Annotated in this window: 27 protein-coding genes; 11 read left to right on the top strand and 16 right to left on the bottom strand. The window is 66.5% G+C overall.

The features are described 5' to 3' along the window. Nucleotides 1-5 precede the first annotated feature (5 nt). A complete protein-coding gene (locus KZ498_RS15820) occupies nucleotides 6-1424 on the bottom strand; it encodes a sulfatase-like hydrolase/transferase (protein WP_312620022.1) in 1419 nt (472 codons plus the stop codon). Nucleotides 1425-1717: 293 nt separating this feature from the next. Here KZ498_RS15820 and KZ498_RS15815 point away from each other — a divergent pair, with 293 nt between their 5' ends. Next, nucleotides 1718-2011 carry a GNAT family N-acetyltransferase gene (locus KZ498_RS15815; protein WP_396276137.1) on the top strand — a complete coding sequence of 98 codons (294 nt, stop codon included), beginning with the start codon at nucleotides 1718-1720 and terminating at the stop codon, nucleotides 2009-2011. A gap of 19 nt (nucleotides 2012-2030) precedes the next feature. Here KZ498_RS15815 and KZ498_RS15810 read toward each other — a convergent pair whose 3' ends face one another. From KZ498_RS15810 to KZ498_RS15800, 3 genes are read right to left on the bottom strand one after another with little or no spacing between them, the layout of a single operon-like run. Further along, nucleotides 2031-3749: an AarF/ABC1/UbiB kinase family protein gene (locus KZ498_RS15810; RefSeq protein WP_312620021.1), complete on the bottom strand. Its 1719-nt coding sequence runs from the start codon at nucleotides 3747-3749 to the stop codon at nucleotides 2031-2033. 18 nt (nucleotides 3750-3767) lie between these two features. Then, nucleotides 3768-4124: an Hsp20/alpha crystallin family protein gene (locus tag KZ498_RS15805; RefSeq protein WP_004957670.1), complete on the bottom strand. Its 357-nt coding sequence runs from the start codon at nucleotides 4122-4124 to the stop codon at nucleotides 3768-3770. 40 nt (nucleotides 4125-4164) lie between these two features. After that, complete coding sequence (locus KZ498_RS15800) at nucleotides 4165-4938, bottom strand: GIDE domain-containing protein (RefSeq protein WP_312620020.1); 774 nt, start codon at nucleotides 4936-4938, stop codon at nucleotides 4165-4167. A 135-nt stretch (nucleotides 4939-5073) separates the two neighbouring features. Here KZ498_RS15800 and KZ498_RS15795 point away from each other — a divergent pair, with 135 nt between their 5' ends. Then, on the top strand, nucleotides 5074-6003 hold the full coding sequence (locus KZ498_RS15795) for a molybdopterin-binding protein (RefSeq protein ID WP_312620019.1): 930 nt from the start codon (nucleotides 5074-5076) through the stop codon (nucleotides 6001-6003). Between the two features lie 87 nt (nucleotides 6004-6090). Here the strand turns inward: KZ498_RS15795 and KZ498_RS15790 are convergent, their stop codons facing one another. From KZ498_RS15790 to KZ498_RS15765, 6 genes are all read right to left on the bottom strand, one after another. Continuing rightward, a complete protein-coding gene (locus tag KZ498_RS15790; RefSeq protein ID WP_312620018.1) occupies nucleotides 6091-6720 on the bottom strand; it encodes an HAD family hydrolase in 630 nt (209 codons plus the stop codon). 108 nt (nucleotides 6721-6828) lie between these two features. Further along, a complete protein-coding gene (lwrS, locus tag KZ498_RS15785) occupies nucleotides 6829-7248 on the bottom strand; it encodes an LWR-salt protein (RefSeq protein WP_312620158.1) in 420 nt (139 codons plus the stop codon). A 9-nt stretch (nucleotides 7249-7257) separates the two neighbouring features. Next, nucleotides 7258-7536, bottom strand: coding sequence for a 4a-hydroxytetrahydrobiopterin dehydratase (locus KZ498_RS15780; RefSeq protein WP_151100460.1), 279 nt, complete (start codon nucleotides 7534-7536; stop codon nucleotides 7258-7260). Nucleotides 7537-7577: 41 nt separating this feature from the next. After that, nucleotides 7578-8924, bottom strand: a complete 1347-nt coding sequence (gene hemA, locus KZ498_RS15775; RefSeq protein WP_312620016.1) for a glutamyl-tRNA reductase — start codon at nucleotides 8922-8924, stop codon at nucleotides 7578-7580. Then, entirely contained in the window at nucleotides 8921-9568 is a 648-nt protein-coding gene (locus tag KZ498_RS15770; RefSeq protein WP_312620015.1) for a bifunctional precorrin-2 dehydrogenase/sirohydrochlorin ferrochelatase, read from the bottom strand. Before KZ498_RS15770 ends, hemA begins: the two co-directional genes overlap by 4 nt. Nucleotides 9569-9614: 46 nt before the next feature. Beyond that, nucleotides 9615-10670, bottom strand: coding sequence for an Lrp/AsnC family transcriptional regulator (locus tag KZ498_RS15765; RefSeq protein WP_312620014.1), 1056 nt, complete (start codon nucleotides 10668-10670; stop codon nucleotides 9615-9617). A gap of 99 nt (nucleotides 10671-10769) precedes the next feature. Here KZ498_RS15765 and KZ498_RS15760 point away from each other — a divergent pair, with 99 nt between their 5' ends. Continuing rightward, complete coding sequence (locus KZ498_RS15760; protein ID WP_312620013.1) at nucleotides 10770-11060, top strand: hypothetical protein; 291 nt, start codon at nucleotides 10770-10772, stop codon at nucleotides 11058-11060. Between the two features lie 5 nt (nucleotides 11061-11065). Here KZ498_RS15760 and KZ498_RS15755 read toward each other — a convergent pair whose 3' ends face one another. The 3 genes from KZ498_RS15755 to KZ498_RS15745 form a co-directional block, all read right to left on the bottom strand. Next, nucleotides 11066-11476: a DUF5778 family protein gene (locus KZ498_RS15755; RefSeq protein ID WP_312620011.1), complete on the bottom strand. Its 411-nt coding sequence runs from the start codon at nucleotides 11474-11476 to the stop codon at nucleotides 11066-11068. 167 nt (nucleotides 11477-11643) lie between these two features. Continuing rightward, on the bottom strand, nucleotides 11644-11838 hold the full coding sequence (locus KZ498_RS15750; RefSeq protein WP_053967563.1) for a cold-shock protein: 195 nt from the start codon (nucleotides 11836-11838) through the stop codon (nucleotides 11644-11646). A 2-nt stretch (nucleotides 11839-11840) separates the two neighbouring features. Next, nucleotides 11841-12035, bottom strand: coding sequence for a cold-shock protein (locus KZ498_RS15745; protein ID WP_004517065.1), 195 nt, complete (start codon nucleotides 12033-12035; stop codon nucleotides 11841-11843). A gap of 115 nt (nucleotides 12036-12150) precedes the next feature. Between KZ498_RS15745 and uppS the strand changes: the two genes are divergently transcribed. Continuing rightward, nucleotides 12151-13077 (top strand): polyprenyl diphosphate synthase, encoded by a 927-nt coding sequence (gene uppS, locus KZ498_RS15740; protein WP_312620003.1) that lies wholly within the window; start codon nucleotides 12151-12153, stop codon nucleotides 13075-13077. Here uppS and KZ498_RS15735 read toward each other — a convergent pair whose 3' ends face one another. Next, the gene (locus tag KZ498_RS15735) at nucleotides 13078-13686 is read right to left on the bottom strand and encodes an undecaprenyl diphosphate synthase family protein (protein WP_312620002.1); all 609 of its coding nucleotides are present in this window, start codon (nucleotides 13684-13686) and stop codon (nucleotides 13078-13080) included. 93 nt (nucleotides 13687-13779) lie between these two features. Between KZ498_RS15735 and KZ498_RS15730 the strand changes: the two genes are divergently transcribed. After that, nucleotides 13780-15138 carry a DUF92 domain-containing protein gene (locus tag KZ498_RS15730; protein ID WP_312620001.1) on the top strand — a complete coding sequence of 453 codons (1359 nt, stop codon included), beginning with the start codon at nucleotides 13780-13782 and terminating at the stop codon, nucleotides 15136-15138. Next, nucleotides 15135-15551 carry an N-acetyltransferase gene (locus tag KZ498_RS15725; RefSeq protein WP_312620000.1) on the top strand — a complete coding sequence of 139 codons (417 nt, stop codon included), beginning with the start codon at nucleotides 15135-15137 and terminating at the stop codon, nucleotides 15549-15551. Before KZ498_RS15730 ends, KZ498_RS15725 begins: the two co-directional genes overlap by 4 nt. Here the strand turns inward: KZ498_RS15725 and dnaG are convergent. After that, nucleotides 15548-16870, bottom strand: a complete 1323-nt coding sequence (dnaG, locus tag KZ498_RS15720; RefSeq protein ID WP_312619999.1) for a DNA primase DnaG — start codon at nucleotides 16868-16870, stop codon at nucleotides 15548-15550. The two genes, KZ498_RS15725 and dnaG, sit on opposite strands and share 4 nt — an antisense overlap. 239 nt (nucleotides 16871-17109) lie before the next feature. Continuing rightward, nucleotides 17110-17817, bottom strand: coding sequence for a sugar phosphate isomerase/epimerase (locus tag KZ498_RS15715; RefSeq protein WP_312619997.1), 708 nt, complete (start codon nucleotides 17815-17817; stop codon nucleotides 17110-17112). A 51-nt stretch (nucleotides 17818-17868) separates the two neighbouring features. Between KZ498_RS15715 and KZ498_RS15710 the strand changes: the two genes are divergently transcribed. The 5 genes from KZ498_RS15710 (at nucleotide 17869) to KZ498_RS15690 (ending at nucleotide 21531) form a co-directional block, all read left to right on the top strand. After that, nucleotides 17869-18213, top strand: coding sequence for a tRNA-binding protein (locus KZ498_RS15710; protein WP_312619996.1), 345 nt, complete (start codon nucleotides 17869-17871; stop codon nucleotides 18211-18213). A 75-nt stretch (nucleotides 18214-18288) separates the two neighbouring features. After that, the gene (locus KZ498_RS15705) at nucleotides 18289-18498 is read left to right on the top strand and encodes a DUF3311 domain-containing protein (protein WP_312619994.1); all 210 of its coding nucleotides are present in this window, start codon (nucleotides 18289-18291) and stop codon (nucleotides 18496-18498) included. A gap of 1 nt (nucleotide 18499) precedes the next feature. Then, on the top strand, nucleotides 18500-20026 hold the full coding sequence (locus tag KZ498_RS15700) for a sodium:solute symporter family protein (protein WP_312619992.1): 1527 nt from the start codon (nucleotides 18500-18502) through the stop codon (nucleotides 20024-20026). Between the two features lie 101 nt (nucleotides 20027-20127). Beyond that, entirely contained in the window at nucleotides 20128-20556 is a 429-nt protein-coding gene (locus KZ498_RS15695) for a DUF2892 domain-containing protein (protein WP_312619990.1), read from the top strand. 57 nt (nucleotides 20557-20613) lie between these two features. After that, complete coding sequence (locus KZ498_RS15690) at nucleotides 20614-21531, top strand: DUF6293 family protein (RefSeq protein WP_312619989.1); 918 nt, start codon at nucleotides 20614-20616, stop codon at nucleotides 21529-21531. The last annotated feature ends 8 nt before the right edge of the window (nucleotides 21532-21539 follow it).

The raw sequence follows: 21539 nt of genomic DNA, 5'->3' as shown, positions 1-21539 counted from the left end.
CTGCCTTACTGATAACCGAGCGCCTTTAATCGTGCTGTTATCTCGTCGGACGCCTCCGTGTTTCCGGCCCCCGTCCCGTCGCTGTCGAGGTCTGCGAGGTGGTCGGCGACGGCGTCCGACAGCCGGTCGAGGACGGTCGCAGGCGGGTCGGCGGCCGTCGATTCCGAACACAGGTCGACCTGTTCCTCGGGGTCGTTCGTCCGGTCGTACAGCTCTCGGCGGCCCGACTCGGTGAACTCGATGTAGGTGTACCGCTCGTCGCGTGCGCTGAGGAGGAGTTCCCCGTCGGCGCGGTTCCGCGGAATCGGTTGGCTGGTCACGCTCTCGCCCCGGACTGCCGCGGAGACGATGGGGGCGCGGTCGTCGATGGCCTGGCCGTTGACCGCTGGGGCGACAGAGGCCCCGTCCCACGCCGATGCCGGCGTGAGCGATAGCAGGTCACACACCGTCGGCGCGACGGTGTCGAGCCCGACCGGTGTCTCGACCGATTGGCCCTCGCTGTCCGGCGTCGAGACGATGTAGGGAACGTCGATGAGTTCCCGATAGAGCTTGGGGTAGTGAGCGAGATGGCCGTGTTCGAGAAACTCCTCGCCGTGGTCGCCGGCGACGACGACGGCGGTATCGTCGCGGTGGCCTTCAGTTTCGAGCGTGTCGAGTAGCCGACCGACGCTGGCGTCGACCTGCCGGACCGTCGCCTCGTACAGCGTCCGGAGCGTCTCCAGCGTCCGGTCGTCGACCTCCCAGCCCAGTCCGGTTCGGAGGTGGGAGCTGAGCATCCGGAGGACGCCGAAGTGGTTGTCCGACACCTCGCGGATATGCCGCGGGGCCGGCACGTACGGCGTGTGCGTGTCCATGTAGTGGACCCACAGGAAGAACGGTCCGTCGGTCGACTCCAGGAACTCGGTGGCGCGGTCCTCGAGGTCGCCCATCCGGGAGACGTCGGCGAAGGGCCGCTCGTCGGACCCGCCGCTGAGAACGGTCGCGGCGCGCCGGAACGGCGAGGTGCCCAGCTGGACCCACGCCTGCACGGTCGGATGGGCCGCCAGGTACTTGCTGTAGCCGCCGCTGTCGACGAACGGCTCGAACTCGTCGAACCCGCGGTCGTACCCCCAGTGGTCGGTGAGAAAGCCGTTTGCGGCGTTGAACCCCGCCGTCTCGATACCGGCATCGGACACCTGTTCGGCCAGCGTCGGCGTCGACGCCAGACCGATGTCGTCACTCTCCGCGAACACCGGCCGTGACCCGTGAATGCTGGGAAACGAGAACGGCGTCCAGTTCCCATGTGCGACGGCGTTTTCGAAGACGACACCCGACTCGGCGAGCGAGTCCATGACGGGGGAGACGCTGTCGGTGCCACCCAGCGCGTCCGCCCGCAGCGAGTCCACCGTGACGAGCACCACGTTGTTCGTTTCTGGGGCTGTCATCGTCGACCCACACCCTCCCCGTATCGTAACGGTATCGACGTATCGCGTCCGCCAGCCGGGGTTCCCACCCAGCGCGTGCCACCGAGTTCTCTCATACCCCGTATACCAGACACTGAATACTGAACGTTCCGGTTGAGCCACCCCCCGTTAAAGCGGTGGGATTCAGCGTTGACTCCCGTTTGGCCGGTTCCTCGGCAGAAGAATAGCCGCCATTCACGTTCAGCGTCCCGCTGTTCAGATTCCCGTCGGCGCCGTTCCCGCCGTCGACGACGAGCTCCCGCGGCCTGGCCGCGATGGGTGGCTTCCTCCCGAACGAAGCCGGCCACGCGGACGAGCGAACCGTCCCCGGCGCGGCCGAGCGCCACCGAATGCGGGTCGCCCCGTCACAGCAGCGGCGCGGCGACGGTCGTGCGCTCCTCGGCAGACTCGAACGGGGAGTGGTCGAGCGGGGCTACGAGGTGCTGCTTGCGACGACATCGCAAAGCCGGCCCGCCGGGGTCGCGTTCTACCGCGACACGGGGTATCAGGAGAGAGGTCGGTCGGCGCAGGGCGAGTACGAACTCGTCCATTTCGAAAAGCGGCTCTGACTGCGCCCCGGTGCGGCGTTCAGTCGCCGCTGGGGGCGTCGTCGGTGTCCTCGCCGAAGGAAGTGTTGAGCCCGCCCGGACTCTCCCGGTCGCGCTCGCGCATGCTCTGTCGCGTGAACTGCGGCTTGGCGCGAACGGCCGACTTCGTACGGAACGACCACCACAGCGCCAGGGACAGGCCGGCGGTGCCGGCGATGCCGACACCGGTGGCCGGCAGCGACGCCTGCGTGTACAGGAACGCCGTCGAGAACAGGGTACTCGCGAGCAACATGCCGAGGATGAGCCGCTTGGTCATCGTCGCGAGCAGGCCGTCCGAGTCCTCGATGTCGGCCTGCACGCGGAAGTCCTCCCGCTCGACCCTGTCGAGGGCGGACTCCAGTTTCGGCGGAATCCGGACGGCCGACCGGGCCGCGTCGGACACTTCGGTGGCTCTGTCCTCGACGAAGTTCCGGACGCCCTCGGCGATGTAGCCCTCCTCGCGGAGGTAGTCGGTGGCGACGCCGATGAAGTCGAAGTCCTCGTCGAGGGTGACACAGACGCCTTCGACGACCGTGGCGACGCGCAACACGAGCGCCAGATTCGCCGGCAGTCGAAGCGGGAACTCGTAGATAGTGTCCTCGACCTGCTGGATGATCTGCTGGACGCGGTACTGCTCGATGTCCTCGCCGCGGGCGTCGGCGATGGCCAGTTCCATCACGTCGCCCATCACCTGCCGGTCGGCCTCCGGCGAGAGCGTCCCCATCTCGATGAGCGCATCGAGGATGGCGTCGATGTCCTGGTCGGCGACGGCGGAGTAGAAGTCGATTATCTTGTCCTGGACGAACGGGTCGACCCGGCCGGACATCCCGAAGTCATAGAAGACGAGCGTCCCGTCGTCCTGCACGGCGAGGTTCCCGGGATGTGGGTCGGCGTGGAACACGCCGTCGTCGATAATCATCTGGAGGTACGCCCGCTGGAGCGTCTCGGCAAGTTCCGTCCGGTCGATACCGCCCGCGTCGAGGCTGTCGATGTCGTTGATCTTCGTGCCGGGAACGTACTCCATCGTCAGAACGCGCTGGGTGGAGTGGGACTCCTTGACCTTGGGGATGCAGATGCGGTCGTTGTCCCTGAAGTTCTCCCGGATTTCGGTGAGCATGCGACCCTCCCGCTGGTAGTCCATCTCCTCGCGGATCGTCTTCGAGAACTCGTCGGCCAGCGTCTCCAGCGAGAACGACCGGGAGTCGTCGATGAAATACATCAACAGCGGGAGCGACCAGCGGACGACCCGCAGGTCGGCCTCGACGAGCGTCTCGATACCGGGGCGGCGGATCTTGACGGCGACCTTCTCGCCGTCGACCTCCGCCAGATACACCTGGCCGAGCGACGCGCCGCTTATCGCGTCTGTCTCGAATTCGTCGAAGCGGTCGTCGACGGCCCCCAGTTCGTCCTCGATGACGACCCGTGCCTCGTCCCAGTCCGCCGGCGGCACGCGGTCCTGCAGCTTCGAGAACTCCTCGATGTACTCCGGCGGCAAGACGTCCGGCCGCGTCGAGAGAATCTGTCCGAGCTTGATGAACGTCGGCCCGAGCGTCAGCATCGAGTTGAGCAGCTGCTGTGCGCGGTAGCGGCGCTGTTCGGGCGTGACGCGGCGCGATGAGCCGATCACGAGGAACCGTTTTCGGTCTCGTGCGTACGCGACCAACAGGGGCAGGAAGTGGCGAGCGACGACGAGGAACCGCCAGTACGCGCGAAGGTTCACCGGCTGGCCACCTCTGGGTCAGTCCCCGTCAATCGGGATTGTGGTGCTCGGTGCGGCTGTCGCCTTCGGCAGGCGGAGTTCGAGGACGCCGTTTTCCACGGTTCCCTCCCCACCCTGACCGGTCGTGTCCGGCGGGAGCGGGAGCTCGGCGTCGAGGAACACGGAACGGTCCTCACGGACGAACGTGAACTCCCCGGGTACGTCCTTGGTCCGTTGCCCGTCGATACGAAGGCGGCCCCCTTCTACGGTCACGTCGATTGTCTCCGCGGTCACGCCCGGCAGGTCGAGCACGAGCAGGTATTCGTCCTCGGATTCGAGCACGTCCGCGAACACGGCGTCGGGGAGGTCCCGAAGCGCTTCACGCAGGGCTGACATACGCCCGTCTAGGTGGTACGCTGTGGTAAACCCGACGGTATTACTGCACGGAGAGAAGGACAACAGCGCCGATGACGGCGGCGAGAAGACCGAACACGGCCTCGGTGATAGCGCCCCGAGCGATCCGCCAGGCGGTGCCACGCTCGCTGGTGTCGGAGATGACGAACACCGGCGTCCCGTCGCCGTCCCCGACGATGGCGTCGACCAGATTGCTCCCCCACTCCGTCGCGGGCCCGCGGGTCGCCTGGCCGTAGACGTACACGTCCTCGCCGACGTCCAGTCGACGCTCGGTAAAGCGCTGTCTGTTCCCCAGGCTAATCTCGGTCACGAGCAGGTTCACTGACCCGTCCTGTGCCTCGACGGCTTCCGTTCGCTCGACGTAGTCGGCCAGGCGCTCGGGGAGTTCGGTTCCGGGGGAGACCGTCACCGACTGTGACTCGAACCGCACGTCCGCTCCGTCGGGGTTCACGCGAACGCGGTCGGTCCCATCGTCGACGACGAAGTCGACGCCGGCCTGCCCCTCGTCTAACGTTTTCCAGTGAGAGTGCTTACCGGAGGACCGGTACTCCTCGACCTCGTAGGTGTAGGCCAGACACTCGCTGCCGGTGAAGGGGGCCGTGACCGTCCCGGTGTCCTCGTCGGCGACGGCTGTCCCGGTGATTTCGACGGGCCCAGTGTGTCCGTCGAGCGAGCGCACCGGGACCGGGTCGTTGCGGAGGATGTGGGCTACCGTTCGGAGGTCCCGGCTGCCACGGACCAGGACGAAACCGCCGACGGCCAGGAACGCAATGGCGACCAGTTGCGGGAGGACCATACGTCGGTACCGGATTCGACCGATGAAAAACGTTCCCAGTCACTCTGTCCCACTGCTGGGACGCCGTCGGTTCCGAGGCGTCGGGACGCCGCCGTTACTCAGGGTACTTTTGCCACAGCGGCCGCTAGTCCGGGTATGGCTGGCTCCTCGCCCTCGGACGCCGGGTCGCTCCCGCTTGAGACCGCGCGCCGACGGATCGGCAGCGTCGCTGCGCCCATCGACCGGACGGACCGTATTCCGCTCTCTGTCGCCGTCGGCCGGGTCCTGGCGACGGATGCGACGGCGAACGAACCTATCGAGGGGGCCGACGTCGGCGTCGAGGACGCCGTCTTCGAACAGGGCCATCAGGTGCGGCCCGGCGACGTGGGGCTGTTGAAAGCCGCCGGGGTTTCCGAACTGCTCGTCCGCCAGCGACCGCAGGTCGGTATCCTGCCGACGGGCGACGAACTGGCCCAGCGAGGGACCGACGGACCCGCACAGGTCGAGACGGCCGGGTTCACGCTGGCACAGTACGTCGACCGCTGGGGCGGCAAGGTGACGTACCGGGACCCCGTCGCCGACGACGCGCCGGCGCTCCGGATGGCGGTCCAGCGTGACCTCACCCGGGAGCTGATCGTCGTCACCGGGACGGAACCGGGCGATACGCTCCGGGGAATCGTCGCCGAACTCGGCGAGGTACTCACGGACCGCCTCGCTATCGACCCCGGCCGTCGGACCGGCCTGGCCGTCGTCGAGGGCCGGCCGGTGGTGTTGTTACCGGAGTCGGCAAGTGCGGCCCGCGTCAGCGCCGTCCAGTGTGTTCGTCCGCTTCTGAAAACGTTCGCCCACGCCCCGCTGTCCGCGCATCCACAGACACGGGCGACTCTGGAGGCGCAAATCGACAGTCAAAACAGGGTTCAGACGTTCGCTCCGGTCGCTGTGAGCGACGGGACGGCGACGCCGCTGACCGGCGTTGATCTCGCTACGGCGACCCGGGCTGACGGCTGGGTATCCGTGCCCGCAGACGAGACTGGCCTCGATGCCGGAACCACCGTCACCGTCGAGAACTGGGACTACCTACCCTGAGACGACGGTATAGTACCGGTTGAACATCAATGAACACCTGACTGCACGGCTCCAGGGCAATCAGTGTGGAAGTCGTTTCAATTGGGACTATAGATCGAGCAGTGAGGCGACCCGTCTGTCGCCGCGCACGCACCGACCCATCTCTGCCGCCGACCGCCGACCGACGTGGACGCCGTCGAGACCCGCGTTCCACGCTGCACCGATGTCTGATGGGTTGTCCCCCGCCAGCACGCCGCGGTGGCCGTTGTACCAGACGCCCATCTCCCGCATCGCCAGTTCCACCGGCTTCGGGTCGGGCTTCCAGCCGATGTCGTCGTCACAGCAGACGACCGTCTCGAACCAGTCGGCGATGTCGAGGTGATCGAGGACCGGTTCGGTGAGATACTGCTGGCAGTGTGTGACCAGTCCGACCGGCGTATCGAGGGTTGCGAGGAACGCCTCGGCGTCATCGTAGAGAAACGTCGCCTCGGCCCGGGCGACGGGGTCTTCCTCCTCGTGGAACAGCCGCCAGAACTCCTGCTTGTCGATGTCGCGCTCCGCGAGGGTCCGTGACCGCGTCCCACCGAACCCGTACCAGAGCGCATCCCGCTCCCGGTCCGTGAACTCCACGCCGAGGCGGTCACCGACGGCACCCATCACCTTCCGAGGGTACGCTGGCTCGATATCGACGAGGGTCCCGTCGAGGTCGAACAGCCAGAAGTCGTAGTCGGTGGTCATTAGGGGTAGATTCTTTGGGGAGTTTCGGATATAGTCTTTCGGGCCCTACTACCGGTTTTGATGCGTATAACGCATCTGTAGTCACCGACTACGCGGCGACGCCGCGCTTCACTCGACACGGACCGAACTGCCGAGGTACTTGGTGAGCACTTCGCTGACCGAATCGGCGTTAAACAGGGGCAGGTCGCCGGCGATTTCGGCTTTCAGCGAATCGAAATACGCCTCGTCGGTCCGGAGTTCGCTGAACGACGCCGCGACGACCGGACAGCCGAGTTCGTCCTCGACGAGCCGGCGGAAGTGCGGTTCGTCCGCCAGTTCGCCCCGCCAGAGCGTGTCCCGGAAGAACAGCCAGCCGCTGGTCCCCGGGTCGTCAGCCGCCCGGTACAGCGTCGTCTCGACCCGGTCGGGGTCGGTCCACAGCCCGGCCGCGTCCGGCTCCAGACGGATTTCGACCCGGAAGACGTACCGCGCGGTCGCGCCGTCGGGGTCGGTCGGTCGGAGAGAGGCGAGTTCGCCGGTCGTGTCCACGGTCACACCTCAGTCGTGGATGCCGTTCAGCCGTTCGGCCAGGTCGATGTCGTTCTCGGTGATACCACCGGCGTCGTGGGTCGTCAGTCGGACTTCGACTTCGCCCCAGCGGATAGTCATCTCCGGGTGATGCCACGCGTCCTCGGCGAGGCCGGCGGCGGCGCTCAGAAAGCCCGACGCGTCCAGATAGCCGTCGAACTCGAAGACGCGAACGATCTCGTCGCCGTCGCGGGTCCACTCGTCGGGTAGCCGGTCGCTAATCTCTTCCTCAGAGAGCAGGTCTGCCATACCGGACACGTCGGGCGGCGTGGGCAAAAAGGTGGGCGTGGTCAGTCGTCGGAGAGGCGGTCGAGCACCGCGTTCGGGATGTCATCGCGCATGCCGTCGGGGATGTCCTCGACGGACATGCCCTGGGTGAACTCGGGCGGGGTGGCCTGGTCGGGGCCGCCGAAGTCCGGGTCGAACAACTGCAGCGCCGTATGTATCGTCGACCAGTCGTCCTCCTCCGCGGCGTCGCGCAGGCTCTTGGTCGGCGCGGCGAGGATCTGCGAGACGATAGCGTCGGCCATTGCCTCGAGGACTTCCGCCTGGTCGTCGTCGAAGTCAGCCGCCGAGAGCGCGCTGTTTATCTCTGCCGCCTTGACCTGCTCGGCGCTCTCGTACATCGTCGAGATGACCCTGTCGGCGCGCTTGCGTTTGTACTGCGTGAGCAGCCGGTCGAACTCCTCGTCGACGATGCGCTCGACCGCTTCGGCGGCTCGTCGTCGCTTGTTCCGCGTTTCGGCGGTCACCGACTCCAGCGCGTCGAGGTCGTACACCGTCACCGACGGGAGGCGGTCCGCGCCGGCCGGGACGTCACGCGGCTGTGCGATGTCGACGATAGACACCTCGCCGGCTTCGCTGAACGTCCCGATATCGAACACCTGGTCGCCGCTCCCCGTCGCCGAAATGACGGCGCGTGCCTCGGAAACGGCCGCTTCGATGCCATCGAGCGCGACCGCGCTGGCGTCGATATCGACCGACCCGGCGATGTGCTCGGCGTGTGGGACCGTCCGGTTGGCCACGAGCAGCCGGTCTGCCTCCTCGCTGAGCGCCTCCGCGGCGAGCTGGCCCATCTCGCCCGCACCGACGACGAGGGCTGTCTCATCCGAAAGCGAACACTCCTCTTTGAGCAGGCGAACCGCGGCGGAGGCCAGCGAGACGACGCCCTCGTTGATTCTCGTCTCCGTTCTGGCGCGCTCGCCGACGTGAATCGCCTTCGTGACACCGTCTTCCAGCATTGGCCCGATACCGCCGACGCCGCGGGCGGTCTCGTAGGCGGTCCGGAGCTGGCCGAGAATCTGGTCCTCGCCCAGCACGATCGATTCGAGCCCGGCAGCCACCCGGAGCAAGTGGCGGAGACTCTCCTCGTGACCCATCTCGACGACGACGTCGTCGGGCACGGCGCGGGTGAACAGTTCGAGCGCGTCGAGCCCGTCCTCGTGGTCCGAGACGACGACGTACCCCTCGGTCCGGTTGCACGTCTGGAGGGCCATCGCCTCTTCGACCTCGGGGTGTGCGAGCAGCGATTCGACGGCGTGGCGCTCGCTGTCGGCCGCAGCGGTCTCTAGCTGGTCGACGCTTGCGCGCTCGTGGGAGATACAGACCCCGACGATTGCACCAGTGTCCCCTCTCACGTTTGATCACCAGGTAACTCTCCGATCACGTCTCTAGCTACTTGCTCCCCTTTGGACCTGCCACTATCTAAAGCCTTCCAAACTTCCCGTGACCTGACAACGAATCTAACGGCGTCACGCCGTTCGGCCGGCGGGACGCCCCGGTCGCGGAGCTCCTCGCGGAGGTCGCCGACGAGGGCCGCCATCAGCCCGGCGTTGTCGAACTCCGCCTCGAGGTGCTCGCGGAGATGTTTCGACAGCGCGGGCGCGCGCCCGCCGGTCGCAATCGCCAGCGTCACGGGGTCGTCCCGCACCGTCGCCGGTACGACGACGTTGCCAAAGGACTGGTCGCCGTGGTCGTCGGCACGGTTGACGAGTGCGCCGTGGTCCTCGGCGGCCGCGCTGAAGGCGTCGTTCAGGTCCGGGTCGTCCGTCGCGGCGACGACCAGCGCCGGGTCGGTCCGCTCGACCCAGTCCGTGGCGTCTTCAGGGGTCGGTGCGGCCCGGACCATCTCTGCGCCCGCGAACGCCCGGTCGGCGAAATCGGGACTGAGGACGACGACGTCTGCCTCCTGAGCGAACGTTCGGGCCTTGCGCGCACCGACCGGCCCACCGCCGACGACGAGCACCGTCTCGCCCTCGAAGTCGTGCATGAGCGGAATCATCGACCACCCCTCCGTGAATCGACACTGCGAACCGGAACTCGCACGGTCACGCCGTCTCTGTGTTCTGCCGCGCTCGTTCGTCCAGCCTGATACCCGTCTTTTTCAGGATGCGCGTCGAGAACAGCGTGTCCCAGTCGTCCTCGGACACGTCCCAGTGCTCGGCCATCCGGTCGCGGACCTGCTGGATGCGCTCCTGGCTCTCCGCTTCGCTTCGCCCGTGGGTCATCGCGAAGAAGTTGTAGGGCCAGACGCCGTCGTGGCGCGGCCGCTCGTAGCAGTGGGTCACGAAGTCGAACTCGGCGATAGCCGGGCCGACTTCGTCGATGACCTCGTCGGGCACGTCCCAGACGGTCATCCCGTTCTCGCTGTAGCCAAGCGCGTAGTGGTTCGGGATGACGCCCACCCGGCGGACTTTCCCTTCCACGTTGAACCGCTGTATCGTCTCTAGCACCCAGTCGACGTCTGCGTCGATGTCGTCGGCCACGTCGGCGTACGGTGTGGCAGTGACAGGGAGGCCGTCCTGAATCGCCAGTACGAGGTCCAGTTCGTCGGCGGTGAGCGACCGCTCTTCGGTCGGTGTCACGTCCGGTCCCAGGTCCGAACAGTCGATGGCCTGTGTCTGTGGCCCCTCCACGGGGAACTTCGCGCCGACGTGGAACTCCTGCTGTTTCGGGAGGTTGTACGTCTCCTCGCCGGTCTCGGCCTCGATTTCGGCCAGCACTTCGTCGACGCGGTCCTCGTCGGCCACCGAGAGGACGAACCACATGTTCAGATGGGGGTGCTCGCGCTCGTAGTTGTGTGCGACCTCCGGGTGGGCGTTTATCATCTCGGCGTGGTCGTCGTAGCGGTCCTCGGGGGCGTGGGTCGCGACGAGCGTCGCAGTGCCGCCGATGGCTTCGGCGTTGATGAGTGCGCCGAACCGCGTGAGCACGCCCGCGTCGTCGAGGTCCTGTACGCGTGACAACAGTTCGTCCGCGTCGATGTCGACGCCGTGGTCGGCCAGAGCCGCCGCGGCCGGTTCGAACGGCCGTTCGACGACCGGGAAGCCGCCCTGGAAGGCGTTCAACACAGCCCGGTCTACTGTCCCGAGGTCTTCGCTCATGGTGAAATCTGGGGGGCCTGCGAATAAAAACAGTCCGGGACAGCCGCCCACACGCCCGGTCGCCGGAGCGTTTTACCCCCTCGCGCCCCTAGCACGCGCGTGGAAATCTCGACAGCCGAACTGGCGGTCCGGCTGCTGGTCTACCTGTTCGTCCTGGTAGGGGTGCCACTGTGGTTTGTCCTCATGTTCCGTCTCATGGACTACGCCGCACACGACACGCTCGTCGAGCAGTTCAGCGGCCAGCGCAACGGTCGCGACACCGGGCAGCTCAACGCCTACTTCGAACAGGCCGCAGTCGAGGCCACGACCTGTGGCATCTGTGGCGCAGCGAACGGCCCCGACTACGCCTACTGTCACAACTGCCAGGAACGGCTGTCGACCGGTGACTGACGTGGTTACTCGCCTTCGACGCCGGTGACCGCGTAGCCGGCGTCCTCGATCGCTTCGAGAATGCCGTCGTGATCTGCGCTTGCTTCGTAGTAGAACACCAGGTCGAACGAGCCGTTGCGCAGGAGTTGCTGGCACTCCCAGACGAACTCCTCGTCGTCCAGCGTGAGGCCCTGGTGCTGGTTCGACGCGAACTCGGGGTCGTCGCTGCCGGAGTAGACGAACGTGTCCGTCGGGTCAAGCCCCGCGCCCCCGGCGATGAGCTCCCCGACCTCGATGGTGGCCTGCATCATCTCGATCTCGTCGCTGCCGTCGTACTCCGTGTGGACGACAGCGCCGTTGAGCTGAATCTCGCCGGGCTCGAGCAACTGTTTTGTCCGGCGGTAAAGGTCCTCGTCGAGTGCGTCGGCCTCGCTCATACCATGCGGTCGGTGTCGCTGTCCCAAAGACACTTCGGATTCAGAGCGCTGATCGGTCTACCCGAAGATATTCGGTTCGAGCGGCGGCACACCGACAGAGCTACCGCGCTGTCGAGTAGCGCCGCTCGGTCGAGCACCGAACCCGTCGAAAAGCGAGCGGCTCTCGCTTACAGTCGCTTGAGGTTCTTCGCTCGCGGGCCTTTGTCTGCCTGTTCGATGTCGAATTCGACTTCTTGCCCTTCTTCTAGGTCCGGGCCGCCGACGTCTTCCATGTGGAAGAACACGTCTTCGTCGGCATCGTCGGTTTCGATGAAACCGTAGCCGCCCGTATCGTTGAAGAAGTCTACAGTGCCTGTCGCCATGGTTACAGCCGCGTGAGGTTCTTCGCGCGCGGGCCTTTGTCGGCCTGCTCGATCTCGAATTCCACTTCTTGCCCCTCTTCGAGGTCAGGACCGTCGATGTCCTCCATGTGGAAGAAGACGTCCTCGTCGGAGTCTTCGGTATCGATGAAACCGTAACCGCCTGTGTCGTTGAAGAAGTCTACCGTACCGGTCGCCATTGCAACTTAGACGTTACGTCGGGGTGTATTAAAAGTATGCGCATATATTTCGCAAGATTAGGCGGGAAATAACTGTACCGAGCTCCTTCCACAAAGCCCTTATTGAGTGATTGAAATGTATACAACGATGCTATCGAGGGGGAAGCGATTGGGTTACGCGGCCTACGAGCGATTGCTCCAGTGGGAACTGTCGGGAACGCCCGACCACGTCGCCGTCATTCAGGACGGGAACCGGCGCTACGCCGAGAAGCAGGGGACGGAGAAACAGGCGGGCCACACGGAAGGGGCCGAGACGACGGAGGCGCTCCTGAACTGGTGTGACGAACTCGACGTTCGGGAGGTGACCCTGTACGCGTTCTCGACGGAGAACTTCGACCGCGACCCCGAGGAGCGCGAGCACATCTTCGACCTCGTCGAACAGAAGCTCCGGACGTTTGCCGACGCCGACCGGGTCCACGAGGCCGGCGTGTGTATCCGCGCCATCGGCGAGACGGGGATGCTCCCCGAACGGGTCCAGGACGCCATCGACTACGCCGAGGGCCGAACCGCACAGTACGACCAGCTCAACCTCAACGTCGCGCTGGCCTACGGCGGCCGGGCCGAACTGCTCGGCGCGGCTCGCGACGTCGCCACTGCCGTCGAAAAGGGGGCCCTCGACCCGACGGACGTCTCCGCGGACACCATCGAGGAGCGGCTCTACGAGGGGCCGACCCGCGACGTCGACCTCATCGTCCGGACCGGCGGCGACGAGCGCACTTCGAATTTCCTCCCGTGGCACGCCAACGGCAACGAGGCCGCGACGTTCTTCTGTACCCCCTACTGGCCCGAGTTCCGGAAAGTCGACTTCTTGCGTGCGATCCGGACGTACCAGAACCGCGAGCAGTCCTGGCGGACGACCCGTGCCGAGCGCTCGCTTGCACTGGTTCGTGCCATCGAGCAGTCGGAACTGCCGACGGCAAAGCGGATGCTCGGACGGTTCCGGGACACGCTTCCGAGCGCCGAGCGCGAGCAACTCGACGAGGAGTACGACCTCGCGGACTGATTATCGGCCGAACCGACGCTGACGCTCCTGGTAATCCCGCAACGCCCGCAGGTAGTCCCGAAGCCGGAAGTTCTGCCAGTTCACGTCGGTGAAGTACAGTTCCGAGTACACGGACTGCCAGATCATGAAATCGGAGAGCCGCTCGGCCCCGGTTTTTATGACGAGGTCCGGGTCGGTCGGGAAGACGAGATGCTCTTCGACCGCGGTCTCGTCGATGTCGTTCGGGTCGAGTGTCCCCGCGTCGACGTCTTCTGCGAGTTTCTGGACGGCCGTCGCGAACTCAGACTGGCCGCCCAGACCGATCGAAATCTGGATCGGGGCGTCGGCCGTCGTCTCGTCGTCCGGCACTCTGACCGCTATCTCCCGCGGCGCGGTGACGCCTTCGAGTTCGCGCTGGAGCGTCGGAATCGCCTCCTCGTCGAGGACGCTCACGTAGACGACGACGGTGTCGGTGCCGTACTGGACAGCCCAGTCGAAAAATCGCTCGAGCGTCCTGTAGGCACCGTCTCCCAGCAGGTCCCGCTCCGTGATTACCAGCGCGACCGTCTCGGGCAGGTCGGCGTCGCTACGCCGAACGCGCGTTGCGAGATATCGGTCGTATAGTCCCACGCCCGCCGGTATGCTGACAGCCACAGTAAATCCCACGGTACCAGCCTCCGCAGTTCGGAAAGGGTAAGTGCCTCTCGGGGATACCGGTGGGACGTGACTGGCACCGTCCGTCGGGCAGGCGCGTTCGCCGCGGTGGGGACTCTCGCAGTCGTCGTCCCGGCCGCAACGGGCTTTCGCTCGCTCGAACTCGCGACCGTCGCCGCTATCGCGCCCTTCGTGCTCGTCGCCGCGCTCGGCGTGACGGTCATCGACCAGAACTCGCGACTGTTCGACCTGTTCGCGCGCCCCGGTGACTACGAGGACGGGAAACTCTACGGGCTGGCAGCCTTCTCGCTTGCCGCCGCCGGACTCGCACTGCTGGCCGTCCGGTTCAGCTTACCGGTTCCGGTGTTCGTCGGCGTCGTCGTCATCGTCGCCTACGGGAACCTCGGCCAGCGGCTCGCCTACACCGTTCGCTCCGACGAGGTGGTCGCAACCGCGGGCTTCGTGTTCGTCGGCTTCGTCGCCGGCGTCGCGGGGCAGGTGCTCGGGACGCGAATTCAGGCCGCCGTCGGCGAGGGAGCGGCCGCTGTCGACCTCCCGCTCGTGCTGTTTCTCGCCGCCAGCGGCGCGTTCGTCGCCGCCCTGCTTCGCTCGGTACTGTTCGAGCGGGACGACCCACTGGTGATGCTCACCGTGGGCCTCCTGCTGTGGCTGTTCTTCGAACTCGACCCGTCGGTGGCAGGACAGCGCGTCGTCATCGCACTCGCCGTGACAGTACTGCTTGGCTATCTCTCCTACGCGCTCGACACCGCGTCGCTTCCGGGGATGCTCACCGGCGTCCTCCTCTCTTTTTTGACCATCGTGCTCGGCGGCTTCGGCTGGTTCGCCATGCTGATCTCCTTTTTTGCGCTCGGGGGCCTCTCGACCAAGTACCGCTACGAGGAGAAACTGGAGCGCGGCATCGCCGAGGAGAACGAGGGCGCACGCGGGAGCGGGAACGTGCTCGCAAACTCCATCGTCGCGCTATTTGCCGTCGTCGCCGCGGCGGCGAGCCCGAGCCACATCGCCGTCGACCCGCTGTTGTTCTTCTATGCCTTCGCCGGGGCCGTCGCCGCCGCGATCACCGACACGTTCTCCAGTGAGTTCGGCGGGCTCTACGACAACCCGCGGCTCATCACGACACTCAGACCCGTCGAGCCGGGTACCGACGGGGGTGTCACCTGGCAGGGCGTGGCCGCCGGGGCCGTCGGCGCAGGCATCATCGCCGGCATCGCCGCGCTCACACAGGATATCAGCACGGTCGGCAGCGGCGTCATCCTCCTGTGTGGGCTGGTCGGCATGACCGTCGACAGCCTGCTTGGCGCGACCGTCGAGGGCTCGGTCGTCGGCAACCAGGGCGTCAACATGCTCGCGACCCTGGCGGCCGCGCTGGCCGGTGCCGGCCTCGTCCTCGCCGTCGGCCTTCTATGATTCGCGAAGCCCGTCCCGAAGACGAGGCCCGGCTCCGGGCCATCCAGACGAACGCGCTCGACGAGCCGTGGCCGGAACTGCTCGGCGTCGGAATCGACGGCCCGCCGCTCGTGCTGGTCCTCGACATCGGCGAGCCGGTCGGCTACGCGCTGGTGGTGCCGGACCACCCGGTCGCGTACCTGGCGGAGTTCGCTATCGCGCCCGAGAGGCAGGGACAGGGTCTCGGGACGGCACTGATGGACGGGGTACTCGACAGACTCCGGACTGGCGGGTTCGAAACTGTCAGACTCACCGCCCGCGCGAACGACCAGCGGGTCCGCTCCTTCTACGACGGGTTCGGGTTCTCGGTCGCCGACGAACTGCCCGACCACTACGACGACGGCGACGGCGTGTTGCTCGTTCGGGACCTCTAGCCCTCGATGCGGACCTGGACGGCCGTCGGCTGTTTGACGTACTCGCCGTGGCCGGCGGCGACGACGACCCCGACGCCGCGCTGGGCGGCGACGTCGAGGAGCTTCTGCGTGCAGTCGCCGTCGATGACGACGGTCCGGGGGACGTCCGCGGCCGATTCCAGCAGCGAGACGACGTCGGCGGCGTCGCCCTCCGCGAGCAGCGTCGCGTCCTCGTCGACCAGCCGTGCCGTCCCGCTGTGGTTCTGAATAACGGCTTCGATGTGGTCCGAGAGCGAGGGAATGGCCGGTTCGTCGCCGCCCCCGGTCGCGTCCTCGTCCGTCGCGGCGTCCACCACAGCGGCCGCGTTCGAGTCATCCGTCACGTTCGCCGCCCCATCGGTTGTCTCGGTCTGCGTACTGGATGCGGGCTGGCTGTCGGTGGTGTCCTCCGACACCGCGGCCGCCACGGCACCGCCGTCGGCGGTCGTCGATTCGCCGGGACGACCCATCTCCTCGCGGATGCTGTCGAGGCTCTTGGCGCTTGCAACCGTCTCGTAGGGGACCTTGTCCCGCAGCGCCGACATCACCTCGCTGCGCGAGAGGTCCTCGACGGACTTGCCGCTGGGCGTGACGGCGACGTAGTCCACGTCGCCGACCTGCGCGAGTTCCTTCAGAATGAGGTCCCCGCCGCGGTCGCCGTCGAGGAACGAGGTCACTGTCCGGCCGGCCGTCAGGTCCGCGATGGCGTCGGGGACGTCCGTCCCCTCGACTGCCACGGCGTTCTTGATGCCGTATTTCAGCAGTTGCATCACGTCCGAACGGCCCTCGACGACGACGATCGCGTCGGAGTCGGCCACCCGCGGGCCGGCCGGGAGTCCCTCGTAGTCGGTCACGTCGGCGACCCGGACCTGCTGTCTGACCGTCTCGACGATGTCCGCGGTCTGGATGGACTTCTCCTCGAAGTCGTTCAACAGTTCCGTCGCGCGCTCGACGACTTCGCGGCGTTTGGCGCTTCGTACGTCCTCGATTTCGGAGACCTCGATCTCGGCGCGACACGGCCCCACCTGTTCGATGGTCTCCAGTGCCGCGGCGAGAATCGCTGTCTCGACCCTGTCGAGGCCGCTCGCGACGGTGATTTCGCCGAAGGACTGGCCGCTTTCGGAGCGTATCTCCACGTCGATGCGGCCGACCTTCTTCGAGTCCTGCAGGTCCCGCAGGTCCAGTTCGTCGCCGAGCAGCCCTTCCGTCTGGCCGAACACCGCGCCGACGACGTCGCTACGCTCGACGACCCCCGCCGCCGTGATGTCGGCATGTATCAGATATTTCGCCGTATCTTGCATGATTGTCCTGTTTTCCAGCCCGTCAATCGGTGTTCCGACGGACTGCTGTCACTATACTGATGTTGGGTAGTACAGCGGAATAACCTTGCGCACGCGATTCGATGCTGAACAAACTATAGCTCGATTGACCTGCGAGCCGACACTGTCTCAGTTGGACTGTGAGCCGACCCGTCTTCAGTTGAGCGGCGAGCCGACACTGCCGCCGTGGAGTCCCACTGCCGGACCAATCCGGCTACGCACTAAAGCAGCGGGCGCATGCCGTCGATACCGGCCTGGATGGCGTCGACCGGGTCCTCGGGGTTGTCGTGTTCGAAGACGAGCCAGTCGGTCCCGGCTTCACGGGCCGCGTCGACCACGGCCCGGAGCGGGACGACGCCCTCGCCGAGGGCCGTCGGCTCCCCGTCGGCCGTCACGTCTTTGAGGTGGACGACGGGGACGCGCCCGTCGAGTCGGCGGATCAGTGCGACGGGGTCCTGCCCCGCCGCGTGGGCCCACCCGGCGTCGAACTCGAAGCCGATCGTCGTCCGGTCCACGAGCGCGTCGAAGGCGGTGCCGTCGCCGAGCGGGACGAACTCGTGGTCGTGGTTGTGGTACAACACCGGTCTGTCGAAGTCCTCCTCGAGCATCGCGAGTAGCGTCGCAGTCGACTCGACAGCGCTCTCGCTTGCGAAGTGGTCGTCGTCGAGATACGGGAGAACGATATACGGCGCGCCGAGCGTCCGGACCTGGTTGCCGACGGTGCGAGGGTCGGACTGCAGCTCTTCTATCTGGACGTGGACGCCGGCGATACCGAGCCCCGCCTCGTCGAGCGCGCGCCGGGACGCACCCGGGTCACCGATACCGGCGAACTCCACGCCGTCGTAGCCGGCGGCCGTGATGCGGTCGAGAACGTCCGACAGCGGTTCCCTGAGCTCCCGGAGCGTCCAGAGCTGTATCGCTGTGTGCATACCGTTGCTGGGAACGCTGTCGTAAAATAACTGGACGGACTACCGGGGGGCATGGGATTCACCGAGACCGAGATCGACCCCGCGCGGTTCCTCGAGGACGTGGAGATGCGTATCGGCGAAATCGTCGACGTCGAACCGTTCCCCGAAGCACGCAAGGACGTATACAAGCTCGACGTGGAGTTCGGCGACGAGCGGCGCCAGTCCGCCGCGGGACTGACCGACGTGTACGAGCCGGCAGACCTGCTGGGCTCGCAGGTCGTCGCCGTCGTCAACCTCAGGACAGTCTCCATCGCCGGCTTCGAGAGCGAGTGTCTGATTACCGGCGTCGACAGCGAGGACGGCGTCGTCCACCTGACACCTGAGCGGGATGTCGAGCCCGGGACCCGGGTGTATTGAAGAAGATAGTTCTTCAAGGCGAGCTGGTGAAGATTCGTTACCCATTAGTACCGCCGGCGGCTAGCCTGTTGTAATATGAGTACCGTCAGAGCTGCCGGGTGGGCAGTCGTCGCGCTCGTGTTGATGGCGCTGGCAGTGCCGTGGTTCCTCTGGGACACCAGTACAATCGCGGCCGGACTGCCCGTGTGGCTGTGGTGGCACGTTGGGTGGATGGCGCTGGCGAGCGTCGTCTTCGCGGTCTTCGCGCGCACCGACTGGGGCCTCGGCGTCGAGGAGGTGCGGTAGCGTGGCCGACACCGCGCTCCAGCTGGGCATCGTCGGCGCGTACATGGTCGTCGCGCTCGCGGTCGGGGTGGTCGCGTACCGGCTGACCGACCGGACCGCCGAGGACTACTACCTCGCGAGCCGGACGCTCGGGACGGTCGTCCTGCTGTTTACTACCTTCGCGACGCTGCTGTCGGCCTTTACCTTCTTCGGCGGCCCGAACCTCGCGTTCAGCGCCGGCCCAGAGTGGATTCTCGTGATGGGGCTGATGGACGGCATCATCTTCGCCGTCCTCTGGTACGTGCTGGGGTACAAGCAGTGGCTGGTCGGCAAGCGCCACGGCTACGTGACGCTGGGCGAGATGCTCGGCGACCGCTTTGGCTCGACCGCTCTCAGGGTCGTGGTCGCCGCCGTCAGCCTCTTCTGGCTGTTCCCGTACGTGATGCTCCAGCAGAAGGGCGCGGGCCAGGCCATCGTCGGACTCACCGACGGCGCGGTCCCGTTCTGGGTCGGCGCGGGCGGTATCACGCTGTTCATGGTCCTCTACGTCGCGCTCTCGGGCATGCGCGGCGTCGCCTGGACCGACACGATTCAGGGGCTGTTCATGCTCTCGATAATCTGGGTCGCGGTCGCGTGGGTCCTCTCGGCCGTCGGCGGCGCCGGCGAGGCCACCGCAGCGCTGGCGGTGGACCAGCCCGCGTTCCTCGGTCTGGGCGGCGGGCTCTACACGCCGCAGTACATCATCTCGACGGCGGTGAGCATCGCCTTCGGGGTGACGATGTTCCCGCAAATAAACCAGCGCTTCTTCGCCGCCGGGTCGAAGAAAGTGCTCAAGCGCACGTTCGCGCTGTGGCCAGTGCTGGTCGTGCTCCTGTTCGTCCCGGCGTTCATGCTGGGTGCGTGGGCGGCCGGCCTCGGCGTGACCGTGCCCGAGGGCGGGAACGTCATCCCGGCGGTGCTCGGTGCGTACACGCCGACGTGGTTCGCCGCGCTGGTCATCGCCGGGGCGATGGCGGCGATGATGTCCTCCAGCGACTCCATGCTGCTTTCGGGGTCGTCATATCTGACTCGCGACCTCTACCGGCCCCTGACCGGGCGCGACGACGCCAGTGACGAGGCGACCGACCGCCGGGAGGCGCTGCTGGCCCGGGTCGGCGTCGTCGTCTTCGCGACGCTCTCGTTCGTCTCGAGCCTCTACACGCCGGGGACGCTGGTCCAGATCGGCGACACCGCCTTCAGCGGCTTCGCCCAGTTGACCGTCCCCGTCGCGCTCGCGCTCTATTGGCAGCGAACGACTCGCTCGGGGATGTACGCCGGCGTGGTGGGGAGCCAGGTGTTCTACGGCCTGCACGTCTTCCCGGTCGTTGCGACGATTGGGGGACTGCTCGGCCTCGACGTCGCTCTCCCGGCGACGTACATGGGCTGGACGCCCGGCGTCGTGGGCATCCTGGTCGGCCTCGTGCTGACGGTCGCCGTCTCGCTGGTGACCGCCCCCGCTGCGACCGAGAACCGCACCGCCTACTCAGTCTCCGGCATCGACAGCGACTGAACGGCGTTCGGTCTTCGCACTGACCTCGACGCGGCAACCACCGGACGGTGGCCGCCGCCGGACATGTAAACCTACAAAAGCGTCCGGGCCAATGTACCGATATGGACTCCGATCAAAACGTCGGCGGTCGCGACCGCCTGATCCGAGCGGTGCTGGCAGTCGTCCTGACAATCGTCTCAGTCCGATGGCTCCGAAGCGGGAAGCGCAAGCGCGGGCTCCTCGCCGGTATCGGCGCGCTGGGCCTGGGATTCAACGCCTCGACGGGCTACTGTGGCTTCAACGACACGTTCGACGTCGACACGACAGCCGATGACGACGACGTGTTCGCGCCGAGCGACACGGACGACGAGCCGGCGGCCGACGAGTCGACGGACGTGAGCGTTGATTTCACCTCGTCCGAGGACACCGAAGCCTCGACGGTCCACACCAACGGCAAGCTGACCTGCGCCGTCTGTGAGGACCCCATCGTGCCCGGGGAGCGCCGCGGGCCGAACGACCAGGGCGCTATCGTTCACGAGAGCTGCGAGTAACGTCGCCGCGGGGCGCGAGTCTGGTTCTTTTTATAATCGCCGCCCCAGCCCTCAGGTATGCAGACCCACATCGTGCCGGTCGGCTTCGACTACGACCGGCTCATCGCGCCGCTGGTGCGCGAGCAACTCGACGTCGACCGCGTCATCCTGCTCGAAGGCGCGGTCGGCAGCGAGGCCAACGTCGAGTACTCGCGTAACCTCGCCGAGAAGCTCGAAAAGGACTACCAGAACCTGCTCGGGGCCGAGACCGAGCGGTTCGTCGTCGCCGACGTGTACGACTACGACGAGGCCTTCGAGCAGGCGTTCGAGCTCATCAACGCTGAACTCGACGCGGGCAGCGAGGTGTGGGTCAACGTCTCCGCGATGCCACGGACCGTCTCGTTTGCCTTCGCCACCGCGGCCCACTCGATCATGGTCGAGCGCGAGGGCGACCGGGACCGCATCCACACCTACTACACGGTCCCCGAGAAGTACCTGGAGACGGAACTCGCCGAGGAGCTGCGCAAGCAGATAGATATGCTCGAGGACCTGCGAACGGGCGAGGATGTCGACGAACGCGTCGACGAGCGGCTCGAAACCGCGCGGGACCTGCTCTCTGAGTTCGACGAGCGCGGGACGACCATCGGCGCGAAGGAGATCGACGGCTCCCACGTGGTCGAACTCCCGGTCGCCTCCTTCTCGAACGTCAAGCCCTTCGAGGAGGTCATCCTCTTTACGCTGGGCGAACACGGCGAGTTCGAGTCCGTCTCCGAACTGGCCCAGCAACTGGCCCGGGACATGGGCGAGGAGTACACCGACTCCTTCCGCTCGAAGGTCATCTACAACGTCGACCGGCTCGGCCCCGGCGGGAAGGGGTACATCGAGCAAGAGGAACACGGGAAGTCCTACCGGACGACGCTCTCCCGTATCGGGCAACTGTGGGTCCGGGCCCACTCTGCCGAGGACCGCGAGCGCCGCGAGCCCGACCTGCCGTGAGTGGCTGT

Origin of the sequence: Haloarcula sp. 1CSR25-25 (assembly GCF_032027985.1) — an archaeon.
Lineage (GTDB): Archaea > Halobacteriota > Halobacteria > Halobacteriales > Haloarculaceae > Haloarcula.
Note: the sequence above shows the minus strand (reverse complement) of the source record. Positions and strands in the feature narration are given on the sequence as shown.